This is a genomic window from Streptomyces sp. CB00316, from assembly GCF_001905595.1.
Classification (GTDB): Bacteria; Actinomycetota; Actinomycetes; order Streptomycetales; family Streptomycetaceae; genus Streptomyces.
The window spans coordinates 426,299-451,792 of sequence record NZ_LIXI01000003.1 but is presented as its reverse complement, the minus strand read 5'-3'; the positions used below and the strand labels follow the sequence as shown (position 1 = coordinate 451,792).

General features: G+C 72.5%; 27 protein-coding genes. 8 read left to right on the top strand and 19 right to left on the bottom strand.

The genetic code is table 11. The features are described 5' to 3' along the window. Positions 1-705, bottom strand: a complete 705-nt coding sequence (locus AMK21_RS10010; protein ID WP_079181119.1) for a succinate dehydrogenase cytochrome b subunit — start codon at positions 703-705, stop codon at positions 1-3. Between the two features lie 95 nt (positions 706-800). Between AMK21_RS10010 and AMK21_RS10005 the strand changes: the two genes are divergently transcribed. Beyond that, complete coding sequence (locus AMK21_RS10005) at positions 801-1,697, top strand: LysR family transcriptional regulator (protein ID WP_073876342.1); 897 nt, start codon at positions 801-803, stop codon at positions 1,695-1,697. Positions 1,698-1,718: 21 nt separating this feature from the next. On the opposite strand, the gene AMK21_RS10000 is transcribed toward AMK21_RS10005, so the two are convergent. From AMK21_RS10000 to AMK21_RS35070, 5 genes are all read right to left on the bottom strand, one after another. Next, positions 1,719-3,893, bottom strand: coding sequence for a putative bifunctional diguanylate cyclase/phosphodiesterase (locus tag AMK21_RS10000; RefSeq protein WP_073876340.1), 2,175 nt, complete (start codon positions 3,891-3,893; stop codon positions 1,719-1,721). Then, on the bottom strand, positions 3,890-4,708 hold the full coding sequence (locus AMK21_RS09995) for an SAM-dependent methyltransferase (protein WP_073876338.1): 819 nt from the start codon (positions 4,706-4,708) through the stop codon (positions 3,890-3,892). Before AMK21_RS09995 ends, AMK21_RS10000 begins: the two co-directional genes overlap by 4 nt. A 236-nt stretch (positions 4,709-4,944) precedes the next feature. Next, the gene (locus AMK21_RS09990; protein ID WP_073876336.1) at positions 4,945-5,904 is read right to left on the bottom strand and encodes an SCO0930 family lipoprotein; all 960 of its coding nucleotides are present in this window, start codon (positions 5,902-5,904) and stop codon (positions 4,945-4,947) included. Between the two features lie 425 nt (positions 5,905-6,329). Continuing rightward, positions 6,330-6,524, bottom strand: coding sequence for a hypothetical protein (locus tag AMK21_RS34805; protein ID WP_143194849.1), 195 nt, complete (start codon positions 6,522-6,524; stop codon positions 6,330-6,332). 25 nt (positions 6,525-6,549) lie between these two features. Further along, the gene (locus AMK21_RS35070) at positions 6,550-6,717 is read right to left on the bottom strand and encodes a hypothetical protein (protein WP_158070711.1); all 168 of its coding nucleotides are present in this window, start codon (positions 6,715-6,717) and stop codon (positions 6,550-6,552) included. A 65-nt stretch (positions 6,718-6,782) separates the two neighbouring features. Here AMK21_RS35070 and AMK21_RS09980 point away from each other — a divergent pair, with 65 nt between their 5' ends. Together AMK21_RS09980 and AMK21_RS09975 are read left to right on the top strand one after the other, a co-directional pair. Further along, positions 6,783-7,547 carry a DUF4239 domain-containing protein gene (locus AMK21_RS09980; RefSeq protein WP_073876332.1) on the top strand — a complete coding sequence of 255 codons (765 nt, stop codon included), beginning with the start codon at positions 6,783-6,785 and terminating at the stop codon, positions 7,545-7,547. A gap of 184 nt (positions 7,548-7,731) precedes the next feature. Beyond that, positions 7,732-8,295 carry a hypothetical protein gene (locus AMK21_RS09975; protein ID WP_073876330.1) on the top strand — a complete coding sequence of 188 codons (564 nt, stop codon included), beginning with the start codon at positions 7,732-7,734 and terminating at the stop codon, positions 8,293-8,295. A gap of 99 nt (positions 8,296-8,394) precedes the next feature. Here AMK21_RS09975 and AMK21_RS09970 read toward each other — a convergent pair whose 3' ends face one another. Further along, positions 8,395-8,877, bottom strand: a complete 483-nt coding sequence (locus AMK21_RS09970) for a hypothetical protein (RefSeq protein WP_073876328.1) — start codon at positions 8,875-8,877, stop codon at positions 8,395-8,397. A gap of 347 nt (positions 8,878-9,224) precedes the next feature. Between AMK21_RS09970 and AMK21_RS09965 the strand changes: the two genes are divergently transcribed. Further along, complete coding sequence (locus AMK21_RS09965; protein ID WP_073876326.1) at positions 9,225-9,887, top strand: class F sortase; 663 nt, start codon at positions 9,225-9,227, stop codon at positions 9,885-9,887. A 45-nt stretch (positions 9,888-9,932) separates the two neighbouring features. Here AMK21_RS09965 and AMK21_RS09960 read toward each other — a convergent pair whose 3' ends face one another. After that, entirely contained in the window at positions 9,933-10,406 is a 474-nt protein-coding gene (locus AMK21_RS09960; RefSeq protein WP_073876324.1) for a hypothetical protein, read from the bottom strand. Positions 10,407-10,445: 39 nt separating this feature from the next. Further along, positions 10,446-11,297, bottom strand: coding sequence for a polysaccharide deacetylase family protein (locus AMK21_RS09955; RefSeq protein WP_073876322.1), 852 nt, complete (start codon positions 11,295-11,297; stop codon positions 10,446-10,448). 141 nt (positions 11,298-11,438) lie between these two features. On the opposite strand from AMK21_RS09955, the gene AMK21_RS09950 reads away from it, so the two are divergent. Further along, on the top strand, positions 11,439-11,900 hold the full coding sequence (locus AMK21_RS09950) for a universal stress protein (RefSeq protein ID WP_073876320.1): 462 nt from the start codon (positions 11,439-11,441) through the stop codon (positions 11,898-11,900). An 18-nt stretch (positions 11,901-11,918) separates the two neighbouring features. On the opposite strand, the gene AMK21_RS09945 is transcribed toward AMK21_RS09950, so the two are convergent. After that, positions 11,919-13,118 carry a CapA family protein gene (locus AMK21_RS09945; protein WP_073876318.1) on the bottom strand — a complete coding sequence of 400 codons (1,200 nt, stop codon included), beginning with the start codon at positions 13,116-13,118 and terminating at the stop codon, positions 11,919-11,921. Between the two features lie 269 nt (positions 13,119-13,387). Here AMK21_RS09945 and AMK21_RS09940 point away from each other — a divergent pair, with 269 nt between their 5' ends. Further along, positions 13,388-13,960 carry a sigma-70 family RNA polymerase sigma factor gene (locus AMK21_RS09940; protein WP_073876316.1) on the top strand — a complete coding sequence of 191 codons (573 nt, stop codon included), beginning with the start codon at positions 13,388-13,390 and terminating at the stop codon, positions 13,958-13,960. Here AMK21_RS09940 and AMK21_RS09935 read toward each other — a convergent pair. Beyond that, complete coding sequence (locus AMK21_RS09935; RefSeq protein WP_073876314.1) at positions 13,894-14,091, bottom strand: zf-HC2 domain-containing protein; 198 nt, start codon at positions 14,089-14,091, stop codon at positions 13,894-13,896. The two genes, AMK21_RS09940 and AMK21_RS09935, sit on opposite strands and share 67 nt — an antisense overlap. A 112-nt stretch (positions 14,092-14,203) precedes the next feature. Between AMK21_RS09935 and AMK21_RS09930 the strand changes: the two genes are divergently transcribed. Then, positions 14,204-14,722 (top strand): hypothetical protein, encoded by a 519-nt coding sequence (locus tag AMK21_RS09930; protein WP_073876312.1) that lies wholly within the window; start codon positions 14,204-14,206, stop codon positions 14,720-14,722. A gap of 259 nt (positions 14,723-14,981) precedes the next feature. On the opposite strand, the gene AMK21_RS09925 is transcribed toward AMK21_RS09930, so the two are convergent. The 4 genes from AMK21_RS09925 to AMK21_RS09910 all read right to left on the bottom strand — a co-directional run bounded on the left by AMK21_RS09925 (position 14,982) and on the right by AMK21_RS09910 (position 18,936). Beyond that, positions 14,982-16,199 (bottom strand): sensor histidine kinase, encoded by a 1,218-nt coding sequence (locus AMK21_RS09925; protein WP_073876310.1) that lies wholly within the window; start codon positions 16,197-16,199, stop codon positions 14,982-14,984. Next, positions 16,196-17,698: a cation acetate symporter gene (locus AMK21_RS09920; RefSeq protein ID WP_073876308.1), complete on the bottom strand. Its 1,503-nt coding sequence runs from the start codon at positions 17,696-17,698 to the stop codon at positions 16,196-16,198. The genes AMK21_RS09925 and AMK21_RS09920 overlap by 4 nt, the downstream gene beginning before the upstream one ends. Continuing rightward, on the bottom strand, positions 17,695-18,057 hold the full coding sequence (locus AMK21_RS09915) for a hypothetical protein (RefSeq protein ID WP_073876306.1): 363 nt from the start codon (positions 18,055-18,057) through the stop codon (positions 17,695-17,697). The genes AMK21_RS09920 and AMK21_RS09915 overlap by 4 nt, the downstream gene beginning before the upstream one ends. A 126-nt stretch (positions 18,058-18,183) precedes the next feature. Further along, positions 18,184-18,936 (bottom strand): LytR/AlgR family response regulator transcription factor, encoded by a 753-nt coding sequence (locus AMK21_RS09910; RefSeq protein WP_073876304.1) that lies wholly within the window; start codon positions 18,934-18,936, stop codon positions 18,184-18,186. A 71-nt stretch (positions 18,937-19,007) separates the two neighbouring features. Here AMK21_RS09910 and AMK21_RS09905 point away from each other — a divergent pair, with 71 nt between their 5' ends. Then, positions 19,008-19,652 (top strand): zf-HC2 domain-containing protein, encoded by a 645-nt coding sequence (locus AMK21_RS09905; protein WP_073876302.1) that lies wholly within the window; start codon positions 19,008-19,010, stop codon positions 19,650-19,652. Positions 19,653-19,690: 38 nt separating this feature from the next. Here the strand turns inward: AMK21_RS09905 and AMK21_RS09900 are convergent, their stop codons facing one another. The 4 genes from AMK21_RS09900 to AMK21_RS09885 all read right to left on the bottom strand — a co-directional run bounded on the left by AMK21_RS09900 (position 19,691) and on the right by AMK21_RS09885 (position 25,459). Then, positions 19,691-20,551, bottom strand: coding sequence for an Fpg/Nei family DNA glycosylase (locus AMK21_RS09900; RefSeq protein WP_073876300.1), 861 nt, complete (start codon positions 20,549-20,551; stop codon positions 19,691-19,693). Between the two features lie 71 nt (positions 20,552-20,622). Beyond that, a complete protein-coding gene (locus tag AMK21_RS09895) occupies positions 20,623-21,984 on the bottom strand; it encodes a wax ester/triacylglycerol synthase family O-acyltransferase (protein WP_073876298.1) in 1,362 nt (453 codons plus the stop codon). Between the two features lie 121 nt (positions 21,985-22,105). Beyond that, a complete protein-coding gene (locus AMK21_RS09890; RefSeq protein ID WP_073876296.1) occupies positions 22,106-24,172 on the bottom strand; it encodes a SpoIIE family protein phosphatase in 2,067 nt (688 codons plus the stop codon). Positions 24,173-24,271: 99 nt separating this feature from the next. Continuing rightward, positions 24,272-25,459, bottom strand: coding sequence for a DUF6777 domain-containing protein (locus AMK21_RS09885; RefSeq protein ID WP_073876294.1), 1,188 nt, complete (start codon positions 25,457-25,459; stop codon positions 24,272-24,274). Positions 25,460-25,494 lie beyond the last annotated feature (35 nt).

The window sequence follows — 25,494 nt, the reverse complement described above, 5'->3', positions numbered from 1 at the left end:
TCAGCTCACCACTCCGGTCATGACTGCGACGGGTACGGAGATGAAGCCCAGCGTCAGCACCGCTGCGAGAGCGTTGGCGAGGGTCTTCAGGACGCGGTCGCGGGTCGCGTTGCCGACGCCGAGCGTCTGCGCGGCGCTCCAGAATCCGTGCTGGACGTGGAGGCCCATGGCGAGCACGGCGACGATGTAGATTGCGTTGCCGTACCAGGTGGAGAAGGTGTCGATGACGTTCTGGTACGGGTGCCCGGCCTCGAAGCTCGTGTGGACGGTGCCGGTCGTCAGGTCGAGGATGTGCCAGACGATGAACAGCGCGAGGATGATGCCGCCCCAGCGCATGGTCCGGGTGGCGTAGCTCGCGCGGGGCCTCTTGTGGACGTACTTCGCCGGGCGCGCTCTGATGTCGCGGCGGCTCAGCTGGTACGCGGAGATGCCGTGCAGCACGACGGCGGCGACCAGCCCCACGCGGACGATCCACAGCGCCCACTCGTGGTGCAGGACCGGCTCCCCCATGGTGCGCAGCCAGTGGGCGTAGCCGTCGAACTCACGGGGTCCGAAGAAGATCTTCAGGTTCCCGGCCATGTGGGCGACGAGGTACCCGAGCATGATCAGACCGGAGACGGCCATGATGGTCTTCTTGCCGACGGTCGAGTCCCAGAGCGTACGCGTCATCGACGGCCGTCGGTCCGTCCGCGTTGCCAATGCCATGGACCTGACGGTAGGGGTCCCGAGCTGATCAGTCCAAGACATGGAGTGGCTGATCTTCATAGGCTTCGCCTATCGAACGACAGTAGCCTCGGTGTATGCACTTCCAGCAGCTCACCTATTTCGTGGCCGTCGCCGAGACCCGGCACTTCACCCGGGCCGCCGAGGCCGTGCACGTCTCGCAGCCCTCGCTCTCCCAGCAGATCCGGGCCCTGGAGAGCGAGCTGGGCGCCGAGCTGTTCAGCCGGGCCCGGGGCAACATCGCCCTGACCGACGCGGGTGAGGCGCTGCTGCCGCTGGCCCGGCGGATCCTCGCGGACGCGGAGACCGCGCGCCACGAGGTGCAGGAGCTGGTGCAGCTGCGGAGCGGCCGGGTGCGGCTCGGGGCGACGCCGAGCCTCTGTACGGGGCTGCTGCCCGATGTGCTGCGCGCCTTCCACGACCGCCATCCGGGGGTGCGGCTGCTGCTGGAGGAGGGCGGCTCGCACGACCTCGTACGGCAGCTGGCGCGCGGGGCACTCGACGTCGCCCTGGTGGTGCTGCCGCTGCCCGCCGCCTCGCCCGCGCTCACCACGGTGGAGTTGCTGCAGGAGGACCTGGTGGTGGTGTCGTCCGCCGCGGAGCCGGCCCCGGGGCGCGGCGGGCGGGTCCGGATCGCGGATCTCGAAGGGGCGCCGCTGGTGATGTTCCGGCACGGCTACAACCTGCGGGAGCTGACGCTCGCCGCCTGTCGCGCGGAGGGGTTCGAGCCCTCGTTCACGGTGGAGGGCGGCGAGATGGACGCGGTGCTCGGTTTCGTACGGGCGGGGCTCGGGATCGCTGTGGTGCCGAGCATGGCCGCAAGCCGGGCCGGCCATGACCTGCGGAAGACCCCGCTGGCCGGACCCGGGCTGCGGCGCACGATCGCTCTCGCGCACCGCAGCGATGTGGCCCCGCCCCGGGCGGCCCGGGAGCTCCAGCGGATGCTGCTTGAGCACGGGCCGGGGGTGGGGTGACCGGGGGCCGGGCCCGTCCGCTCAGACCGCGTCAGCCAGCAGCAGCGCGTGGATGCGGTCCGGGGCCCCGGGGCGGGCGTAGTACCACCCCTGGGCGGTGTCGCAGCCCAGGCGGCGCAGCTGATCGGCCTGTGCCCCCGTCTCCACGCCCTCCACCGTGACGGCGAGCTCCAGGCTGTGGGCCAGCGAGACGATCCCTTCGACGATCTTCAGGTCGACCGGGTCGGCCGGATGCTGCTGCATGCCGCGGGTGAAGGAGCGGTCCAGCTTGAGGACGCTCACCGGCAGCCGCCGCAGGTTCGCGAGGTTGGAGTAGCCGGTGCCGAAGTCGTCGAGCGCGATGTCGACGCCCATCTCCGCGAGTTGCCGCAGCGGCTTGAGGAGATCGTCGTCGGCGCCGATCAGGGCGGACTCGGTGACCTCCAGGCACAGGGCTCCCGGTTCCAGGCCGGAGCGTTCCAGTACGTCGACCGTCTCGGCGACCAGCCGGGGGTGGTGCAACTGGGTCGGCGAGAGATTGACGTTGATCCGCAGCGGGCCGCCGTCGCTGTGCCGCTCCTTCCAGAAGTTCGCCTGCCGGACGGACTCCTCCAGCACCCAGCGCCCGAGCGGCACGATCAGCCCGGTGTGCTCGGCGAGCGGGATGAACCGGTCGGGGCCGAGCACCCCGTGCTGCGGGTGGCACCACCGTACGAGCGCCTCGGCGCCGTGCACGGTGCCGTCGCCCAGGTGGACGAGCGGCTGGTACTCGATGAAGAACTCGCCCCGGTCCAGCGCGGCGGGCAGGGCGGTGGTCAGCCCGTGGCGGGTGATGGCGCGGGCGTCGGCCTCGGCGTCGGCGAGTTCGAAGCGGTTGCCGCCCGCCGCCTTGGCCCGGTACATGGTGATGTCCGCGCTGCGCAGCACCTCGGCGGCGCTGCGCTCCCCGGCGGGCCCCTCGACGACACCGATCGAACCGCGGACGGTCAGCTCGCGGCCGTCCAGCCTGATCGGGGTGGCGAGCACGTTGAGGATGCGGCCGGCGAGCTCGTCCACCGCCTCGGCGGTGCCGGGGCCGGTGGTGAGGGCCACGAACTCGTCGCCGCCGAGCCGGGCGACCATCTCGCCGGGTGCGGTGGCGCAGCTCTGGAGCCGGTCGGCGACCTCGACCAGGAGCCGGTCGCCGGCCGCGTGGCCGAGGCTGTCGTTGATGGCCTTGAAGCCGTCGAGGTCCAGGTAGCAGAGGCCGAAGCGGGCGGCGTCCTTGGCGGAGAGCACCTTCTCCAGCCGCTCGAAGAACAGCGTCCGGTTGGGCAGTCCGGTGAGCGCGTCGTGGGTGGCCTCGTAGCGCAGCCGCAGGTTGAGCAGGCGGCGCTCGGTGGTGTCCTCCATCAGCGCCAGCTGGTACTGGGGGCGCCCCTCGGGGTCGCGGAGCAGGGAGACGGTGAGGTTGGTCCACAGGACCGTGCCGTCGTTGCGGTAGTACGCCTTCTCGACCCGGTAGTGGTCGCGCTCCCCCCGTACCAGCTCGTTGTAGTACTTCCACACCTGCGGGGAGTCCTCGGGGTGGACCCACTCGTTCACCTTGTGGCTGCGGACGTGGTACTCCAGGCCGCCGAACATCCGGGTGAGGGTGTCGTTGATCTCCAGGATGTTGCCGTCGAGGTCGGCGATGCCGATGCCGACGGCGGCGTCCTTGAAGACCGCGCGGAAGCGGGCCTCGGTGGCGTGCAAAGCCTGCTCGGCGTCCGAACGGGCGGTGAGCGCCGAGCGGGCGATCGCCTCCTGCTCGGCGAGGGTCCGCTCGCGCAGGGCCTGGGAGAAGCCGGAGGCGAGGGTGTGCTGGATCCGGGCGCACCGGGCACGGGCGTCCTCGGTGGACAGCTCCCCCGGACCGTTGCCGCCGCAGTACAGCACGAGGTAGGAGTCGACGACGCCGAGCGTGGAGCTGAGGGCGTCCGGGTCGGTGCAGTGCGCGTCGACCAGCGCCGCGCCGATCCGGGCGGCGGGCGAGGCGTCGAACGGGTGGGCGTGCAGGGTGAGGCTGAGCTCGCGGGCCAGCGGCAGCAGGTGCTGCTCGAACTCCGGGCGGGTCAGGGAGGTGGCCGTCAGGGGGAAGATGGCCCGGCTCCAGATCGTGGCGAATCTCCGGAGCCGGCCTTCCGGCCCGTCCGGTTCCGCGTCCTGCTCACCGGAGGCCTGGGCGGGAATACTCACGCCTTACGCCCGACCCCGCCGAAGCCCGAGAAGGCGTACGGGTCTTCCTGCTCCGGGGACTGCGGGGTCTCCGGGCGCCACTCGGGCATCGACACGAGGCCGGGCTCCACCATCTCGTACCCCTCGAAGAACGCGCCGATCTCCTCGCGCGTCCGCATGATGAGCGGGTTGCGGATGTTCCGGTAGACGCCGACCGTGCCGTCCGCCTCCTCCTTGGAGAGCGGGATGCCCTCGTACGAGGCGTGGGTCAGGATGACGAGGCTGCCCGGGGCCAGTGCCTCGCGCAGTTCGGCGACCGCCGAGCGCGGATCGTCGGCGTCCTCGATGAAGTGGAGCACCGCGACGAGCAGCAGGGCCACCGGGCGGTCCAGGTCGAGGAGTCCGGTGATCGCCGGGTTCGCCAGGATCTCCTTGGGCCGGCGCAGGTCGGCGGCGGCGATGACGGCCAGGTCGTTGCCTTCCAGCACCGCCTGGCTGTGCGCGACGGCGACCGGGTCGTGGTCGACGTACGCCACCTTGGCCCGCGGGTCGGCGGCCTGGGCCACCTCGTGGACGTTGCCGAAGGTCGGGATGCCGGAGCCGATGTCGAGGAACTGATCGATCCCCTCGCCGACCGCGTACCGCACGGCCCGGCGCATAAAGGCCCGATTCGCCTGCATGATCTTGGGAAGGCCCGGGAGGAACTCCATGGCCTTCCGAGCGGCTTCCCGGTCCACCTCGAAATTGTGCGATCCGCCCAGATAGAAGTCGTACATGCGGGACACGCTCGGCACCGAGATATCTATGCCTTGTGGTGCCCAGGCGGGACGCTCCATCGATGTCTCCAACAAGTCGCCACGGCGATCCGGCCATGTTCATGGTCAGTGTTGACCAGAGGCTACTGATCGACCGCCAGGAGAGCGAGCGGAAACGGAAATTAGGGATCCGTTATTGGTCACACTGCGGTGGCCACAACGGCCGGTCCGTCGCTGCGCGTACACATGCAGCGACGGACCGGCACTTCACTCACCGATTCCCTGTGGTTGGGGGCCACTTGGGAGCTACTGGGCGGTTACTTCGTGGTCTTGACGAGCTTGGAGTCGGGTGAGACCGCGAACCACGTACCGCCGACTCCCTGGCCGTTGACGTCACCCGGCTTCTCGTCCCCGGCGAACGTGTAGATGGGCCAGCAGTCGATGGTCTGCTGCTTGATCCCGTCGGGGCGGTCGAAAGTGACGAATCCCTTCTTCGTCACGCCTTCCACCGAGTTTTTGGACACAGGGGCGACAACCGGCCACTTCTTGAGGCAGTCGCCGGTGCAGGCCGTCTTCATCGGCCACGCGGAGTCCTGCGTGAAGCGGTAAACCGTCATACCGCGCTTGTCCACCACGATGTCACCGAGTTCCGGGTCCTTGCGGACGGAAAGCCCCGCGGCGTCGGCCGGTTCGGTGACGGCCGCACCGTCGGCGTTGGCCGCCGCCTTCTTCCCGTCGGGGGCGGAGGCGAACCAGGTGCCCCCGACGCCCTGGCCGTTGGTCTGTCCCGGCGCGGTGTCCTTCGCGTACCGGTACATCGGCCAGCCGTCGACGGTCAGTTGCTTCGAGCCGTCGGTCCGGACGACCTCGCCGAACAGCGAGGCATCGGTTCCGGCGGCGGCGGTGACGTCGCCGGCGGGCACGACCGGCCAGATCCTCGCGCAGTCGCCGTCGCAGTTCGACTTCGGCGGCTTCGCGGTGTCCTTGTCGAAGCGGTAGAGCGTGAACCCCTCGCTGTCGGTGAGCACCTTCCCGAGCTTCTTGCTGTCCTGTACGGCGAGCTGACCCGCCTCCTTCGGGGCCGCGACGTCCGCGCCGGAGCCGTAGCCACCGCCGTTCGAGCCGTAGCCGCTCTCGGCCGGCTGCTGTGCCGGGGCAGCGTTGCCCACCGCCTGGCCGTTGGGCGATGCCGTGCCCTGCTCCTGACCGCACGCCGTCGTCAGCGTCAAAAGGGCTGCGGCGGTGACCGCGAGCGAGGCGTTGCGCCAGGTGTTCATGTCGACTCCCGTAGTACGTCGTCGTATCGCTGCGATGGAGACGCGAGGCCGCGCCGTCCATGGCCCTAGGTACGCGGCGTGACGGGGCCTGTGTTCAACGCGGGGCGAGAAGAATTCGGCGGGACGCTCATCTGGGCGGTGGCCAAGGGTGCCTGGCGGGCCGTCAACCGTGCGCAAACATGAACGGCTTCTTGTCCCACCATCAGGCGAATCCCCGCGGAGTCCCGTGTGTCGCCGGACGACGTGCATCATGCTCCCGGTCGTGTACGGATCCCGCATCGGGCGGCTCTCGACAGCCGCCGCACTCGTCTGGCTGATAGCCGTACCGCAGCCCGCGACCGCCGACGCCTGCGCGGTGGCCACCATCGGGCAGGACGACGGCAGCACCGCGGTCGCCGTGGCGGGCAGCGGAAACTGCGCGGCGGTCACCCCACCGGAACCGCCACCACCACCGCCGCTACCTCCTCCTCCGCCACCACCACCGCCGCTACCTCCTCCTCCGCCGCCACCGCCGAAGCCGGCGAAGCCGCCGGAGCCGCCGCCTCCCCCACCGCCGGCGCCGGAACCACCGCCCCCGCCCTCGCCCCCTCCCCCGTCGCCACCTCCACCGGAGCCGCCACCACCACCTCCTCCGCAGCCGCCCGTTCAGCGGGCCGCGCACGCGCCCAGGCCGGCGCCGAAGCCGTCACCGGCCCCCTCGGTGCGGCCGAAGCCGCCGGAGCCCCGGCCCGTGGCGCTGCCGACGTACCGCAAAGCGACCCGCAAGGAGCCACGGAGCGGGCCGTCCCTGGTGTCCACGACCCTGCTGATCACCGCCCCTGCGGTCTTCGCCGTTGCCGTGCTGCGGCCCCGATCGTCCCGCTGACGAGGAGATATCCATGTCCGAATGGCTCGTCCTGAGCATTGCCATGGCGTCGGCCTGCGCGGTCGTCCTCACCATCGCGGTCCTCAACAACCGCAGGATCGCCGATGACGACGATCCGTCCGAGACACCCGATGTCATCGAGTACATGACGATGATGATCGGCGTGGTCTACGCGATCGTGCTGGGTCTGGCCATCGCCGGGGTCTGGGAGGGCCGCAGCGCCGCCCAGGAGTCCGTACGGCTGGAGGCGCAGGCGCTGCACGAGGTGCAGGCCCGGTCCTCGGTCTACCCGGCGGAGGTCCGCGACCGCATCCGCGCGGACGTCGACGCGTACGTCACCCATGTCATCGACACCGAGTGGAAGGTGATGTCGGAGAAGGGCGCCCTCACCGAACGCGGCACGGAGCTGCTGGACCGGGTGCGCGCGGACGTCACCGACTACGAGCCGCGGACCGACCACGAGGGGCAGGCCTACCAGCCGCTGGTGGACCAGGTGGCGGCGGCGGACGACGCCCGTACCTCGCGGGGACAGAACGCGGAGGCGACGATGCCGGGGGTGGTGTGGTTCGGTCTCATCATCGGGGCGCTGGTGACGGTCGGGCTCATCTTCACCCTCCAGATCCGCAGAACGTTCCGGGAACTGCTGCTGGCGGGGCTCTTCAGCGCGCTGATCGCCTTCCTGCTCTTCCTCATCTGGGACTTCGACGCGCCCTTCGGCCGGGGCATCTCGGCCACCGCCGAGCCCTTCCTCGACCTGTTCCCGGAGGCCACCCGCTGATACACCGTCTCCCCGGCCGGTGAACCGCCGAGTGCGCCGGCCGGGGGACAGAATGACCCGTTCGCCGGACCCCGATAGCGGTCGGTCCGCACCCCTCCTAGCGTGTCGCGCATCGAGGTGCATTTTTCCTGCTATGTGGAAATTCGTTCCGCAGCTGCCCCTCGGGGAACCCGGAGGATCCACCATGCGCGCGATACGTGTCGCACCCCTCGCACTCCTGGGCGCCACCGCCCTCACCCTGCTGGCTCCGTCCGCCGCCCGTGCCGCACCGGACGGGGCCATCAACACGTTCAACCCGACGATCTCCCCCTCGGTGATCGCTCCGGGCGGCCGGGTGACCCTCGGCGGCGGCGGGTGCACCGGCGAGACGACCGTCACCTCGGGCATCTTCGACACGACCGTGATCCCGAGCGGCAGCACGACCGCCACCGCCACCGTCGACGCGGACGCCCGGCGGGGCGCGGTCTACGCGGTGACGTTCGCCTGCGGCTCCACCGGCACCGTCCGCAACGTCAACCTGACCATCACCGGGGGCGCCACCAGCAGCCCGACGCCCACGACCGCTCCGACCACGGCCCCGACCGTCAGCTCCACGGCCATCGCGCCGAGCGGAGTGCGCGGCGGACTCGGCGGCAGCTCCGGCACCATGAACACGGTGGAGGTCGCGGCGGGCGCGGCCCTCGTGCTCGCGGCCGCCACCGGCACCCTCTGGTTCGCACGCCGCCGCGGCGCCGGCCGCCGGCACTGACGGCGCGAGTCCGAGGTGGGACGCACGACAGTCGCCCCGGGTCCTGACCACAGGACTCGGGGCGACGGGCGTATCGGGCCGGGCGGGAGGTCCGACGTCCTAGAAGGCCGCATGGCTCGTCCGCCGGCGCCGGACGAGGAAGACCGCGCCACCGACGGCCGCCGCGGCCACCAGTCCGCCGCCGACCTGCATCTCCGTGGAGTTCGGGCCCATCGAGCCGCCGAGCCCGCCCTGCGCGCCGTTGCCGGCGAGCACGGTGAACTTGTGCGTCGCGATCCGGTCGTTGTCACTGCACTTCACCGAGAGGTGGTAGTGACCCGGGGTGGTGTTGTTGCGGACGCGGGCGTGGGCGTAGTTGGTGCCGTCACCCGCCGAGAGGCTGGTCGTCGGGAACGCGTTCGACCAGACCGTGCCACCGTGGCCGCAGCCCCGGGCGGTGATCTTCAGCGTGCCGCCCTGGTGGACCGCCTGCGGGTTGACGGCGACGTTGACCGGACCGTTGGTGGCGGCGGCCATGGGGGCAGCGAGCCCGACTGCTGCGAATGCGGTCACGGTGACCGCGAGAGCGCGTGAAGCACGCATCGTGTGGACCTCCAGTGGGAAACGCCCCGGAGTCCTGTCCTCCGGGAATCGATCGACGTGAACGCCTCCCATGACGAACACTCACCAGCCGAACACCGGATCGCACTTCGGCGCTGCTCCACCCCGGTGACGCGACACGCCGTACGGAGGCCCCTGGATCTGACGGAGCCGCAGGTCACAGGCCATCAGAAGTTTTATCTGCTCATTACTCCGAAGGGCAGCCACCCCGGGGCCCGCACGCCGCCACCCCGGAGGCCCGGGTAGCGCCGCCACCCGTTCGCCTCTCCCTGATCGCCGCCCGGCCGCACCGCCCCTAACGTTCCAAGCGTCGCGACGAAGGGAGCACCATGGGCCGGGACTACGCTGGCGCCGAGCGGACCAGACGCGTGCCGTGGGGCGCCGTCGCCCTGGTCATGCTCACGGGCCTCGCCCTCCTGCGCAACGGCGCGGAGTTCGGGGAGGAGGGCCCGCCGCAGCCCGCGGCCGCCGCCTCGCTGGACCTGAGCGGCGACGCCGCGGGGGCGCCGGTGGAGGGCGAGCCGGTGCAGCCGCTGCCGTACGCCCCCGCCTCCCGGGTGAAGATCCCGACCATCAACGTGGACGCCCCGATCATCGACGTCAACCTGGACGCCAACGGCTGGATCGACGCCCCGCCGGCCGAGGACCCCAACCTCGCCGGCTGGTACCAGAACGGCATCGCGCCCGGGCAGCGCGGCACCTCCGTGGTCGTCGGCCATGTCGACAACAACTCCGGGCCCGCGGTCTTCTACGGCCTCGGCTCGCTCCAGAAGGGCCACCGCGTCGAGGTGGAGCGCTACGACGGCCGGGGCGGCGTCTTCGAGGTCTACGGGGTGGAGGTCTTCTCCAAGAACGACTTCCCCGGCGCCCGGGTCTACGGCGACACGGGCCATGCGGAGCTCCGGGTGATCACCTGCGGCGGGGGCTACTCGAAGGCCGGCGGCTACGACGGGAACGTGGTGGTCTTCGCCCGGCTCGTCGAGACGCGCTGACCTCGCGCGTACGGCGGCGCCCCCTTCGGCAGCGCACCGCGCGGTTCAGCGGGGGATGCCCTGCCGGTCCGGGAGCACGGCCATCTCTGCGGGCGGCAGCGCGGGGTTGGCCGCCGCGGCCATCTCCGTGCCGGGGTCCGCCAGGAGTTCCAGCAGTCCGGGCCCCGCGGGTCGCGGGCGGCCGCCCGCCGCGGGCAGCAGCGGCGCCCGGATACGGTAGGGGTTGGGGCCGATCGCGACCGCCATCGCGTCGGACGCCGGTCCGTCCAGGAGCCGGGCCCGCAGTTCGGGAGCGGCGGTGAAGCTCTCGCCCAGCCGGTGCCGCACCCAGCGCTCGGGGTGGGTGAGCATGGCCTCGGCGACCTCACCGGGCAGCGCGGGGTGGTACGAGAGCCGATAGGTGATCGACCGGTCGTTCAGTGCCGGCAGCCTCAGCAGCACGCCGGCCGGAGCCGCCGGGTTGCCCGCCAGGGCGTACGCCCCGCCCGGAGCGGCACCCCGGGCGCGCGCCGGAGGCACCGTATCCGGCGGGAACCGCCCCCCGGGCGGACCGGCCTCTCAGACCCGCTGCGGCACCGTGACGCGGTAGCCCTCCTCCAGCAGCCGGGGGAGGTAGCGCCGCAGGGCCTCGACGCTCTGGGACCGGTTGCCGCCCGCGTCGTGCGAGAGGACGACCACTCCGGGTGCCGCCCCGTCCAGCACCCGGCTGACGATGGTGCCCGTCCCCGGGGTGGTCCAGTCGAGGGTGTCGACGGTCCAGGCCATCGGCTCCATGCCGAGGTCGGCGCCGATCTCGAAGGAGTTGCGGTTCCACGCGCCGTACGGGGCCCGGTACCAGAGCGGCGCGGTGCCGAGCACCGTCTCGACGACGTCGCTGGTGCGGCCGAGCTCGTCGCGGATCGCGGCGCGGGAGAGCCCCGGGATCAGCGGGTGCGACCAGGAGTGGTTGCCCACGACATGGCCGTCGTCCGCCATCTCGCGCAGCAGGTTCGGGCTGGCGTCGGCCATCTCGCCGCAGACGAAGAACATCGCGCGGACCTTGTGCTTGCGCAGGGTGGCCAGGATGTCCGGGGTGTAGCGGGCGTCGGGGCCGTCGTCGAAGCTGAGCACCATCGAGTGCCCGAGGCCGGGGAGCTCCTCGAAGGGCCGGGTCCGCACCGGGGGTCTGGCCGGCCGGAAGCGGGGCGGGGAGCCCGCAGTCATGGGCTGCAGGCGGTACGCGGGCGGCCGGCCGGGCAGGCCGGCGGGCGGCCCGGCGGCCGCGGCGGGCGGGGTGCCCGCGGCCCGTGCGGGGCGGCTGGGCGTCGAGGCCGGATCGGCGGCGATCAGATGCAGGGTGGTGGCGGCCCCGAGGCCGAGGGCGACCTTCAGCAGGGTGCGGCGGTCGGGCCGGATGTGATCACTTCTCATGGCCAACTGCTCGCACGGCCGGGCTCCCGTCCCGGCCGACGACACCGCGGGCTGACCGTTTTGTACCCATTCGACGCAGCGGCCTGCCGAGGCCGCAGGCCCTCCTCCACGGCTTCCGGGCGAGCCGATAGCCTCGGAGCCGTGACAGAGCAGCAGCCTCATCAGTTCGAACGCGGTACGGACGGGCCCAAGGTGATCGTCGCGGGGCTCGACGGGTCCGACTCGTCCATGCGCGCGGCCGCCTACGCCGCCGGTCTCGCCCGGCGGCAGAACGCCAGGCTGGTCCTCGTCTACGTCCAGCCCGTGATCCCCTCGGGCGCCGCTCTGGGTGTGCCCGTCGGCGACACCACGGGCGAGGTCGCCCAGGAGCTGGCAGACGAGATCCGGGCATCGGCGGAGCGGCTGAAGGACACCTGGGACGTGCGCTGGGAGTTCCACACCTTCCGCGGCGACCCGTACAACGGACTGGTGACGGCGGCCGACGAACTCACCGCCGACGCCGTGGTCGTGGGGGCGTCGGAGTCGGCGGGGCACCGGTTCATCGGCTCGGTGGCCGTCCGGCTGGTGAAGGCGGGACGCTGGCCGGTCACGGTGGTGCCGTGACCCCTCGCAGGGCCGGGGTCACTCCCCCATCACGAGGCCGTCGGCCGCCGCGCCCCGGCCCAGCACCACGTCCCGGATCCGGTCGCGGACCTGGCGGTGGTGCTCGGCGCCGGCCTTGATGGACGTGTTGAGGTCGACGACGCGCCCGGTGCCCGTGTCGTACCACTGCGGAACGAACTCGGCCTTCCTCACCGTCCAGCGCCCGCCCGGCCGCACGGGCGGCGCGAAGGTGAAGCGGCCCATCGAGCTCTGGTTGCCGCGCGGGTCCTGGACGCCCCGGTAGTTGATCATCGCGCCGGCGATCTGGTCGCCCATGCCGTAGACGACCCAGGTGCCGTTGACCTTCTCGTACGCCTGGGGGACGTGGGCGTGCGTGCCGATGATGAGGTCGATGTCGGGGCGGCCGCGGTCCTGGGAGGCGGTGAGCCGCTCGGCCGACTCCAGCTGCCCGGCGTCCGGTTCGTCCTGCCATTCGGTGCCCCAGTGCGCGGAGAGCACGACGACGTCGGCGCCCGCCCGCCGGGCCTTCCTCGCCTCCGCCACGATCTTCCGCTCGTCGGTCACGTTGACCGTCCACGGCTTCCCGGCGGGCAGCGGGATGTCGTTGGTGCCGTAGGTGTACGCGAGATGGGCGACCTTCGCCGCCTTCCTCCCCGGCCCCGTCGGCAGGATCGTGGGGCGGGCGGCCTCGGCGGCGGAGCGGGCGGATCCGGCGTGGCGGATGCCTGCCGCGTCCAGGGCTCCCAGGGTGCGGCGGACGCCTTCGGCCCCGTCGTCCAGGGTGTGGTTGGAGGCGGTGGAGCAGGAGTCGTAGCCGGTGGCGCGCAGGGCGGTGGCGACCTCGGGCGGTGACTTGAAGCTGGGGTAGCCGGTGTAGGGGCCGCCGTCCTTCCCGTACACCGTCTCCATGTGGCAGATGGCCAGGTCGGCGCGGGAGACGACGGGTGCCGCCGCCTTGAGCATCGGGGTGAAGTCGTAGCCCTGCCCGGCCGCGTCGGCCGCCGCCCGGTCGATGACGGAGGAGTGCGGCAGGACATCGCCCGAGGCGAGGAGCGTGAAGGGGCGGGGCACGTCGGCGTCCTGGCCGCCCGCGCCCCCGGCGGCGGTGGGTGGTGCGCTCGGGACGGGCGCCTGGGGCTGCTGGCCCGTGCAGCCGGTGGCCGCGGCGAGCAGGAGGGCGAGGGCGGCCACGGCGCCCGGTCGGATGCGCTGCGTCATCTGCTCGACTCCATGTTCGGATGAATGCGACCATCCGACTACACATATCGTCATACTGCCGAAGCAAGGAGCATTGCCGCATACCTAGCTGAACTGGTCGTAACGTCCGACCCCGACGGCCCCTTGACCGTTCGCCGCACCATTCGCCGCACTGAGCGACCGCTCGTCGCACGCCTCGGTGCACCGCCTGTTCCTGCGCCGCCGAATGCGTTCGTATACGCCAGGCGGCAGCGAGGCCGTCCGGGGGCCTCCCGCGGGAAAGGACGTTCATGAAGACCACGACGACGACCGATGAGCGGGCCATCGCGGAGTTGCAGCGGGAACACGGCCCCGCCCTCTTCCACTTCCTGCTGGGCCTGACCTTCGGTGACCGGCAGCGGGCCGAGGACCTGGTGCAGGAGACCCTGGTACGCGCCTGGCAGCACCCGGAGGCCTTCGACGCGCCCTACGAGTCGATGCGGCCCTGGCTCTTCACCGTCGGCCGCCGCCTCGCCATCGACGCCCGGCGCTCCCGCCAGGCGCGCCCCACCGAGGTCAGCGACCTCGTGCTGGAGAGCACCCCGGCCGACCAGGACACCGCGGACTCCGCCGTCCGCGCACTGGACGTCCGCGAGGCGGTGCGCACGCTCAGCCCCGAGCACCGTGCGGTGCTGGTGCAGATCTACTTCCACGGGCTGAGCGTCGGCGAGACCGCCGAGGCGCTCGGCATCCCCGCCGGGACCGTGAAGTCCCGTTCGTACTACGCCCTGCGGCTGCTCTCACGCAATCTGCCCGGCTACTCACGGAGGTCCTCCGCCCGCAACAGCGCGAGCAGGGCCGAGGCCTCCGCCACCTCCACATAGTCCCGGGCACAGGCGTCGCAGCGCTGGAGGTGGCGGGCGACCCGGCAGGTCTCCCCCGCGTCCAGAGCGTCCAGGACATACGCGCCCAGCAGCAGGCGCACATGCGGGTCGTCGCCGGGGTCGGCACTCATTCACAGCCTCGCATCTCCTGGGCGATCCTCCGCTTCTGCCCACGCGGGGCGTCCGCCCCCGGTTCAATGCTGCGTGAAGCCCGGTACCGAGCAAGGAAAGAGGCGAGAGGGGATGCGTTGCGAGGACACGGATGGGACCGGTGGGGGCGGGCTGCCGGTACCGATGGCCTGGCTGTACACCGAGTACGTCGCGGATGAGCTGTTACGCACCGGCGACCTGATGGAGCCGACGACCCTGGAGTTCCGGGCCGGGCGCGACGCGCTCGCCCTCACGATCTTCCTCTCCGGCCTCCTGAGGGAGGTCCCGGTCTCCGGCGCGCTGTCCGAGGCGCGCGTCGACGAGCTGCGGGTGCTCACGGCGTACGGGGCCACCTGGCGGAGCTGGGTCTGCGAGCGGCTCGTGGATTGCGAGCGGCGGGCCGGGCCCGGCGACCCCGACGTGGCGCTGGCCCGGGCGGCCTGGCGGTGGCTGGAGGAGACCGAGCTGCTCGCGGCGGACCTCGACGCGATCGTGCCCGCGCCCTGGGAGCCGGTGGCCGGCGGCGCGCACGAGGAGGGGGAGGTCCAGGTGTGGACCCCCGCCTGGCAACTTGGCCTGCCCCTGGGGCATTTGGCCGTGCATCTGTGCTGATCCGGTGGCGATGACGTGGGCGAGCACGACCCGCGAGGCCTCACCGTCGCGCGGGGCGCAGGATCGCGGAGGCGAGCGCGGTGACCACCACGAACAGCGCCACGGGGCCAGGGACAGCAGACCGTAGGCCCGCTCGAACAAGGTGCCGCCGTGGCTGCTCCTCGGGCCGGGAGGGAAGATCACTGCGAATCCGCCCGCAGCCTGTCAGCAGCCTCCGCTCTCCTGCGCACCAGGTCGCAGGGGTCGGGCACGGCTCGGCTCATGAACCGTGCACTCCCGCGCGGTACTTGGGCAGCCGGAGCGTGATCTTCATGCCCGCGCCGATCCCGGTCTCGATGACGAGCCCGTACCCGTCCCCGTACACCTGGCGCAGCCTCTCGTCCACGTTGAGCAGGCCGATGCCGGTGGAGATGGTGGCCTCGCCGCGCAGGATGCGCCGCAGCCGGTCGGGGTCCATGCCGCCGCCGTTGTCCTCGATGACGACCTCGGCCTCCGATCCTGCGTCGAGCGCGCTGATGGTGATCCGGAAGGGGGCGTCCGCCGGCCGTTCGCGGGACGGGGTGACGGCTCCCTCCAGCCCGTGCTTCACGGCGTTCTCGACCAGCGGCTGGAGGCAGAGGAAGGGCAGGGCGACCGGCAGCACCTCGGGGGCCACCTGGAGGGTGACGGAGAGACGTTTGCCGAAGCGGGCGCGGACCAGGGCCAAATACTGGTCTATGGAGTGGAGTTCGTCGGCCAGGGTGGTGAACTCGCCGTGCCGCCGAAAGGAGTAGCGGGTGAAGTCGGCGAACTCCAGGAGCAGTTCGCGCGCCTGCTCAGGGTCGGTGCGGACGAACGAGGCGATGGCGGCGAGGGAGTTGAAGATGAAGTGCGGGGAGATCTGCGCCCGTAGCGCCTTGATCTCGGCCTCGATGAGCTGCGTACGGGAGCGGTCCAGCTCGGCCAGCTCCAGCTGTACGCAGACCCAGCGCGCCACCTCCCCCGCAGCCCGGGCCAGCACCGCCGACTCGCGCGGGGCGTAGGCGACGAGCGCGCCCAGGACCCGGTTCTCCACGGTGAGCGGGACGGCGACCGCCCAGCGCAGGGGGCAGTCGAGGTCGGCGCAGCCGCTGTCGAAGGCCGTGCCGCGCCCGCCCTCCAGCAGCTGCTCGATGTGGCCCATCACGTCCTTGCCGTGATGGTGTCCGGCGCCGTCCCAGACCAGGACACGCTCCCGGTCGGTGAGGCAGAGGGCGTCGGTGCCGAGCAGGGAGCGCAGCCGGCGGGCCGAGCGCCGGGCGCTCTCCTCGGTGAGGCCGGCGCGCAGCGGGGGCGCGGCGAGGGAGGCGGTGTGCAGGGTCTCGAAGGTGGCGTGCTCGACGGGGGTGCCGACATCGCTCGGGCGGACCGGGCGGGCGGTGCGGCGGCCCAGCAGGAACCCCGTACCGAGCAGCAGCGCCACCAGGACGACGAGGACGGCGACCCCGGCGCCCGTCATCGTTCCCTCCCGGCGGCGCGAGCCGAGGTGAGCGCCTCGGGGAGGTGGAAGCGGGTCATGGCCGCGTTGGTGCCCGGCGGTATCCGCCCCGGGGTCGCGAGCGAGACGAGGATCATCGCGAGGAACCCCACGGGGACGGACCAGACGGCGGGCCAGGCGAGCAGGGCGTGCGGCCAGCCGGGCGGACGTACAGCACCGCTCACCGTGATCGCGACGGCGAGCAGGGCGGACCCGCCGCCGAGGAGGAGCCCCGCGATCGCGCCGGGCGGCGTGAGGCGGCGCCACCAGATGCCGAGGACGAGCAGCGGGCAGAAGGAGGACGCGGAGACGGCGAAGGCCATGCCCACCGCGTCGGCCACCGGCACCCGGCTGACCAGCAGCGAACCGGTGAGTGGCACGGCGATGGCGAGGACGGTGGCGAGCCGGAAGTGGCGTACCCCTCGCGAGGACAGCACGTCCTGGGTGATGACCCCGGCGACGGCCATGGTGAGCCCCGACGCGGTGGAGAGGAACGCGGCGAACGCCCCGCCCGCGATCAGTGCACCGAGCAGGTCGCCGCCGAACCCTCCGATGACCCGGGCGGGCAGCAGGAGGACGGCGGCGTCCGCGTCTCCGCCGTGCCGCAGCTCGGGGGCGTACAGCCGGCCCAGCGCCCCGTAGATGGGCGGCAGCAGATAGAAGAGGCCGACCAGGGCGAGGACGGCGACGGTGGTGCGGCGGGCGTCGCGGCCATTGGGGCTGGTGTAGAAGCGGACGACGACGTGCGGCAGCCCCATGGTGCCGAGGAAGGTCGCCACGATGAGCCCGTACGTCGCGTAGAGCGGGTGGTCGGCGCGGAAGACGGCGAACTGGTCGTCGAAGCTGACCCGGGGCCTGCCGTCGCCCTGCCAGGCGAGGACGAGGAAGACGGCGGGCACCAGGAGGGCGGTGAGCTTGAGCCAGTACTGGAAGACCTGGACGAAGGTGATGGACCGCATCCCGCCCGCCGCCACGGCGACCATCACCACGGTCGCCACGAGTACGTCGCCGAGCCAGCCGGGCGCCCCGGTGAGGATCTTGAGTGTCAGCCCGGCGCCCTGGAGCTGCGGGACGAGGTAGAGCCACCCCGCACCGACCACGAGGATGCTGACAAGGCGCCGCACCTGGAGCGATTCGAGCCGCCCCTCGGCGAAGTCCGGCAGGGTGTACGCCCCCGAGCGGCGCAGCGGTGCGGCGACGAAGACCAGCAGCACCAGATAGCCGGCTGTGTAGCCGACCGGGTACCAGAGCATGTCCGGGCCGTGCAGCAGGACCAGACCGGCGACGCCGAGGAAGGAGGCGGCGGAGAGGTATTCGCCACTGATCGCGGCGGCGTTGAGCCGGGGCCGCACGGTACGGGACGCCACGTAGAAGTCGGAGGTCGTACGGGAGATGCGCAGGCCGAAGCCGCCGACGAGGACGGTGGCGAGGACGACGAGGGCGACCGCCACCCAGGACGCCGTGTGGTCGGGGGTGCTCACGGTGCGGGGCGGCCCTCCACCAGCCGGGCGAAGTCGCGCTCGTTGCGCTCCGCCCTGCGCACGTACCACCAGGCGGCCAGGGTGAGCGGCGGGTAGGTGGCGAAGCCGAGCACCGCCCAGACGACGGCGGCGCTGTTCAGGGCGGCGAACAGGAGCGGCAGGGTGCCCGCGACGAGGGCGAGCACGGCGAAGACGGTGAGTCCGGCGCGGAGCTGGCCGCGCATCAGCGAGCGGACGTAGGCGCCGCCGAGGGCGGTCTGCTCCTCGATCTCCGACTGGGTGCGGTAGCGGGGCAGCGGACGCACCCGGCGGGGCTCTCCCGTGACGACTTCGCGCCGGGGTGCGGTCTCCGGTGACATGGGCTCGGAGTGTAGGCGGCGGGGGGCGGTGCTGGGAAGGCTTGACCGGAGCGGCTTCGAGGGAGGTCGCCCCAGGTCAGCGGCGGCTGCCGGGCCCGGTTCAGCGGCCGTCGGCCGGCGCCCGGGTCAGCGGCCGCCCTGGCGCATCAGCAGGTCGCGCAGGGCCCGGGTGTGGCGGCGGCTGACGGCCAGCTCGGCCTCCCCGATGCGCACGCTCATGCTTCCGGCGTCCAGCCGCAGCTCGTCGATCCGGCTCAGCGCCACGAGGTGGCGGCGGTGGATCCTGACGAAACCGCGCGAGCGCCAGCGCTCCTCCAGGGTGGTGAGCGGGATGCGGACGAGGTGGCTGCCGGCCGCGGTGTGCAGCCGGGCGTAGTCGCCCTGCGCCTCGGCGTACGCGATCTCGTCGATCGGGATGAAGCGGATGACGCCGCCGAGCTCGACCGGGATCTGGTCGCTGGCGGTGTCGTTGACCGGGGCGGACCGCTCCCCCACCTGCTCGGCGACTCGGCGTACGGCCTCGGCGAGGCGTTCGCGGCGGACCGGTTTGAGGACGTAGTCGACGGCCTTGAGGTCGAAGGCGTGCACGGCGAAGCCCTCGTGCGCGGTGACGAAGACGATGAGCGGGGGCGAGGCGAATCCGGCGAGGAGCTGGGCGACATCGAGGCCGGTGAGCCCCGCCATGTGGATGTCGAGGAAGACGACGTCGATCGCGGACGGGTCGTCGGGGCCGGCGTCCACCGCGTTGCCGATGCGGCGCAGCGCCTCGGTCGCCCCGGTGGCACCTTCGGCGCTGCGGATGCGGGGGTCGGCGCGCAGGAGGTACAGGAGCTCCTCCAGGGCGGGTGGTTCGTCGTCGACGGCGAGTACGCGCAGCATGAGCCCGGAGTTTAGGTGCTCCGAAGCCTCCTGGCTTGAGTGAATCCCGGCTTGTTCCCGTACCGCAGTACATGCAGATGACCGAGCCCCACATCCGGGTGGGGGCCTACGCCCTGGGCGTCCTCGGGAGGGCCGACGCCTTCCGGTTCGAGGAGCATCTGGAGGAGTGTCCGCCGTGCCGTGCCCGGGCCAGCGAGCTGGCCCCGATCGCGGCCCGGCTGGCGGTCGCCCGGCCGGTGGTGCGGCCCTCCCCCGGCCTCGCGGACCGGCTGGTCGAGGCGGTGGCGGCGGGGCGGCGCAGGGCGGGCAGGCGGAGGCTCGCGCTGGTGGCGGCCGCGGTGGTACTGGCGGTGGGCGGACCGTTGGCGGTGGCCGGGTCCTCGAACGGCCCCGGCGGTCCGGCGGGCGGGGCGGTGGTGCAGCGGTGGGTGGGGGCGGACCGGGCGTCGGGGGTGGGCGCGGTGGTGACGGCGGCGGGCCACGAGTGGGGTACGTCGGTGGCGCTGGAGGTCGTCCGGGTGCCGGTCGTCGGCGTGTGCGCACTGATCGCGGTGGGCCGGGACGGCAGCGAGGAGACGGTGAGCAGCTGGTCGGCCGGGGGGGCGGGGGACGGCCTGGTGGAGGTGTCCGGCGGGGCGGCGCTGCGGCCGGAGGGCATCGACCACTTCGAGGTGCGGACGGCGGACGGGCGGAGGCTGGTGACGGTGGAGCGGTGAGCGGCCCCGGGTCCCACTTCAGGAACCGGCCCCGGGTCCTACTTCAGGAACTTGGACAGCCGCCGGTCCGCCAGCGGTTTGCCGCCGGTCTGGCAGGTGGGGCAGTACTGGAGCGAGGAGTCGCTGAAGGAGACCTCCAGGATGGTGTCGCCGCAGACCGGACAGACCTCCCCCGTCCGCCCGTGGACGCGCATGCCGCTCTTCTTCTCGGACTTGAGCTTTCCGGCCTCCACCCCGCTGGAGCGTGCCACGGCGTCCTTGAGGGTCGTGCGCAGCGCGGTGTACAGGCGGGTGATGTCGTCCTCGTCGAGGTCGGCGGTGCGTTTGAACGGGGACATCTTCGCCACGTGCAGGATCTCGTCGCTGTAGGCGTTGCCGATGCCCGCGATGAGCGACTGGTCGCGCAGGGCGCCCTTGATCTGGCGGCGCGCCCCGCCGACGATTTCCGCGAAGGTGTCCTGGTCGAAGGCGTCGGCGAGCGGGTCGGGGCCGAGGCGGGCGATGCCGGGGACGTCCATCGGGTCGCGGACGAGGTGGACCGAGAGGCTCTTCTTGGTCCCCATCTCGGTGAGGTCGAAGCCCTCGCCGTCCACGGTCACCAGACGCAGGGCGAGCGGGCCCTTGCCGGGGCGCGGCGGGGCGGCCGGGAAGGAGTCCTTCCAGCGGAGCCAGCCCGCCCGTGCCAGGTGGGTGCAGAGGTGCAGCCCGCCCGCCTCGATGTCGAGGAACTTGCCGTGGCGGGCCACCGAGGTGACCGTGGCGCCTTCGAGAGCGGTCAACGGCGGGTCGTACGTCTTCAGGACGCTGATCGCCAGCGGGAGGACGCGGGCGATCTCCTTGCCGACCAGATGGTCGTCGAGGAAGACCCGCAGGGCTTCGACTTCGGGCAGCTCGGGCATGGCACCAGCCTGCCGCAGGCCGCGTACGGCTGCCTGTCAGGACACCGGCGCCGGCAGATTCCACCGTCCGCTCAGGACACCGGCGCCGGCATCCGCCCGCCCGTCACCAGCTCGCGGAGCTCCTCGAACTCCTCCTCCACCGCGTCCGCCAGTCGGTCCAGGTCCGGCAGCGCCTTGCCGTCCGCCACCAGTCCCACGTGCACACGGCCGCCGTAGGTCGACAGGGCGACGGCCAGCGACTGCCCCCGGGCCAGCGGTGCCATCGGGTAGAGGGCGCTCAGGGGGCAGCCGCCGAGCGAGAGCGCGGAGCGCGGGAGCGGGACGCTGGTGACGAGCAGGTCGAAGAGCATGCGGGCGGCGTTGGCCGCCAGCGGTGCGCCGAACCGGTGGGCCAGCGGGTGCAGTTGGTCGGCCAGTACGGCGACGGCACCGGCGCCTTTCAGCGGTCCGGCCGCCTTGTTGCGGTCCATCGCGGCCCGGACGGCCCTGAGCCGTTCGCGGGGGTCGGCCGCTCCGACGGGCAGGTCGAGAAGGTAGGCGGAGAGCCGGTTCCCGCTCACCGCGCCGCCGGGCCTGCGCCGGGAGACGGGGACCAGGGCGCGCGGGTCGGCACCCGCGGGAGCCTCGCCGCGCTCGGCCATCCAGCGGCGCAGGGCACCGGCGACCACGGCGAGCAGGATGTCGTTGGCGGTGCCGCCCTCGGCTCGCCGGATCCTCTGGAGCGCCGTGGCGTCCAGGTCCGCGGTGGCCAGGCGCCGGGTGCCGCTGGAAGGTGCGGTGAAGGCGGTGGAGCGCAGGTCCAGGCGGCCCGCGCGGACGACCGAGGCGCCCACGCCCAGGGCCCGGCCGACCTCGCCGATCCGGCCGAGCGCCATGCCGGCCACCTCGCGGGGGTCGGGGAGCCAGGAGCGGGGCGGGACGGCGGGGCGGCCGCGGGCGGCGGACCGGGCCGTGGTGGCGGCGATCTCGTCGAAGATCCCGGCGCCGATGGCGACCGCCCGCATCCCGTCGGCCAGGGCGTGGTGCAGCTTGACCAGCACGGCGAACGGCCCGTCGTCGGCGCCGCCGATCAGGTACATCTGCCAGGGCGGAAGCCCGCGACCCAGCGGCTGTTCCATCAGCTCCCCGGCCAGCCGGGTGGCTCCCGCCATGAAGTCGCCCTCGTCCACGGCGACACGGCGCACATGCCGGTGCACGTCGAAGTCCTTGTCGACGGTCCAGGCCGCACCGCCGACCGGCAGCAGGACGTCCCGTACGCACATCCGCAGCCGGGGGATCGCGGCGGCCCGGGTGCGCAGGAGGCCCAGGACGTGGGGCGGGGTGACGCCGGGCGCCGGGGTGAAGACGGCGAGCGCGCCCAGGTGCATGGGGTGGGCGTCGGATTCGAGGTGCCAGAAGGCCAGATCGAGCGGGGCCAGGAGTTCGGTACCCAACAGGTGCCTCATGTCGTCGCGGGTGGGGTGGAACGGCCGTACCCCGCAGTCAATCGTTTGCGGTCGGTAACGGTCAAGCACGGACATGTTACGTACTGTTACAGCACAGGTTGCCCGCTCATCACGCCCGTTCGGGGATCAGGAACTCGCACCACACGCACTTGCCGCTGCCCCGGGACTCCACGCCCCAGACATCGGCCAGCCGGTCGACGAGCATCAGGCCGCGACCGGACACCCCCTCCGCCCCCGCGTCCCGGCGGCGGGGCAGGGCACTGGAGCGATCCTCCACGTCGACCCTGAGGCGGCGCTCGGAGCCGGCCATCACCCGGATCGTGACGACCGCCCCACCGTCGGTGTGCATCAGGGCGTTGGTTGTCAGCTCATCGGCCGCCAGTTCGATCTCGTCGGCCCGCTCCTTCGCCCCCCAGGCGCGCACCGCCGCCCGGATCATGTGCCGGGCCGAGCTGAGCGCCTCGGGGTCGTTCTGGGCGACGTGCTGCCGCAGCCGGCCGCCGGGCTGGGGTGCCTGGGCGGCCCGGCGGCGGAGCAGCAGGAGCGCCACGTCGTCCTGGCCGCCGCGCACGTCGACGGCGTCGCACAGTTCGTCGGCCAGCTTCTGGAGGTTCTGGGGGCCGTTGGAGACCAGCGTGGTCAGCAGCTGCATGCCCTCGTCGAGATCGGATCCGGGCAGCTCCACCAGCCCGTCGGTGAAGAGGATCATCGTCTGGCCCGGGTCCAGCTCCGCCGTGGAGACCGGGTACTCCAGCCGCCCGAACTCCGCGGAGAGCCCCAGCGGCAGCCCGCCCTCGGCCGGCAGCCGGCGGCAGCCGCCGTCCACGTCGCGTACCAGCGGGTCGACATGCCCGGCGCGGACCACCTGGACGACCCCGGTGGTCAGGTCGACCTCGGCGTAGGTGCAGGTGGCGAAGCGGTCGGTGTCCAGCTCGTGGAGGAAGACGGAGGCGCGCGCCATGACGGTCGCGGGGCTGTGGCCCTCGGCGGCGTAGGCCCGCAGCACGATCCGCAGCTGTCCCATGACGGCGGCGGCGTGGGTGTCGTGTCCCTGGACGTCCCCGATGACGGCGCCGACCCGGCCGCCGGGCAGCGGGATCAGGTCGTACCAGTCGCCGCCGATGTCCCGGCCGAGCCGGGCCGAGCGGTAGCGGACGGCGACCTGAGCCCCGGGGACGGCGGGGATCCGGCGCGGCAGCATCGCCTGCTGGAGCCCTTCGGCGAGGTCGTGTTCCTGCTCGTAGAGCATCGCCCGCTGGAGGGACTGGGCGATCGAGGTGCCGAGTGCCATGAGGAGGTTGCGCTCGTCGGGGGTGAAGCCCGCCTTGTCGCGGTAGAGCAGGCCGAGTGCGCCGATCGGGCGGGCCTGCGCGATCAGCGGCATGTAGGCGGCCGCGGTGATCCCGAGGTGGCTGATGTTGGGCCAGAGGACCGGGTAGGAGGTGGCGAAGTCCTCTGCGGACTCGATGAAGCGCGGGGCGAGGGTGCGGACGACCTCACTCATCGGGTACTGCTCGTCCACCCGGGTGAACCGGGTGCCGGGAACGTAGGCGCCTTCAGGGCCGTCGGCGACGAGGTGGATGCGGCCGGACTCCAGCAGGCCCATCACGAGGCTGGTGGCGCCCAGGTGGGCGAGGCCCTGGGAATTCTTGAGGACCGCTATGACGTCCTTGACCGTACGGGCGTGGGCCAGGGCCGCCGTGGTGCCCTCCACCAGGCTGGTCCGTCGGCGCCGCTCCAGGTCCAGCTCTTGCCGGGCGGAGGAGTCGGCCAGCTCCTGGGTCGCGTCGCGGACGATCCCGATGATGCGGCGGGGCCGGCCGGTCCCGTCCCGGTGGACGAAGCCCTGGGTGTGGGTCCAGCGCAGCGTGCCGTCGCGGCGCTGGATGCGGAAGTAGGCGCCGTAGTTGATCAGGCCGCTCTTGAGGGCCTGCGAGACCATCCCGTCCAGGCGCTGCGCCTCGTCGGTCGGTACGCGGTGGGCGAGGGAGGCCGGGCGGCCGTCGTACTCCTCGGGGGTCAGGTCGAACACGTCGAGGGCGGCCTGGTCCATGTGCATGAGGCCGGTACCCAGATCCCAGTCGAAGCTGCCCATACGGTTCAGGGCGAGGCTGAGGTCCGGGTGGGCGGGCCAGTCGTCCGGGAGTGACAGGGCACCCGCTACCCGATCATCCATGTGGGCCACTCTGCCATCATTTGTCCGATTCTTCGAGTGATCCGTTACGCCGACCGGAGCGGTCGCCGTACGGGCTGGAGAAGATCTGGTCCCGGCCGGTCATCCGGCGAGCGACTCGGGGACGCCGAAGTCCGCCGACTCTCCGAACTCATCGGGTTCGTCACGTTCGTCCAGCTCACCGAATTCGCCGGATTCATCGAGTTCGTCGACTTCACCGGGGGAGACCTGGGTCGGCTCCGGCACCACGCCGGGCTCACCCTCCCCCATCTCCCAGGGCTCGTCGGTCGGCGTGCCGTCGAAGTCGTCCGGCGCCTCGGTGCCGGGGTCGGGCTCCATGGGCGGCGGGCAGCCGGGGGGCAGTTCGACGGGGTCGCCCGGGGATTCCGGGCACCGAGTCCCCTCCGGCTCGGCAGGGGCCGGCGGGGCGGATTCCGTCGGTGCGGGATCGGAGGGGCGGGCCGGGGACGGGAAGAGCAGGTCCACGCTCGGTTCGAAGGGCGGCGGGTCTTCCGGGGCCCGGTCGCGTCCACCGTCGTCGCCGACGGTCCGCTCGATCCAGGTGTTGTCGGCCGCGTCCACGATGACCAGGCTGCCGACCGGTCGCACACCCGGGTCGATCGCCAGGATCCGCGCGGGGTCGTATCCGGCCCAGCGCTCGCCCCGGTGGGTGACCTGCCCCTTCGCGATCACGGGCCGCTCCAGCGGATTGCCGCAGACGCAGCGGACCCTCGGCAGGCCCCTGCTGTCGACCAGGACGGCGGTGCCGGCCTGGAGCACGGCCTGGAAGGCGGTGACGGAGCCGGCGCTGTAGCCGTGGTTGGTTACCTGGGTGTCGGCGCGCAGGGTCACCGGGGTGAGCGAGCGCAGATAGCCCGGGACCTGGACGGCATCGATGCCCGCCTTCTCCGCGAAGGCCCGCGCCTTGTCCTGGTCGGCGGTGAGCAGGCGGGCCTGCCGCTCGACGTCGCAGGACGCCTCGGAGCGGACGCCTCCGTAGAGCCCGGGGACAGCGCCCGAGACGCGATGGACCGTCCGGGTGGCGGACCCGTCGCCCCCCTGCGGCGAACGGGTGACCGACGGCGAGGGCGCCTGCCGCGCGGTCGACTTCGTGAAGGGCCCGGGGCCCGGCTCGGCGAGCGGCTGGAGGAGGACGTCCTCGGCCTCCGCGGTGCCCGTGGTGCCCTTCGTCGTGCGGTCGGCGGCGCTGTCGCAGCCGGCTACGGCGAACAGGGCCCCGGCGGCCAGCGCGGCGAGCGCGGCACACCGGAAACGTCTGGGTGAGCGCACAGAGCTCTCCTGCCTGTCCATGGCGAACGAGATGG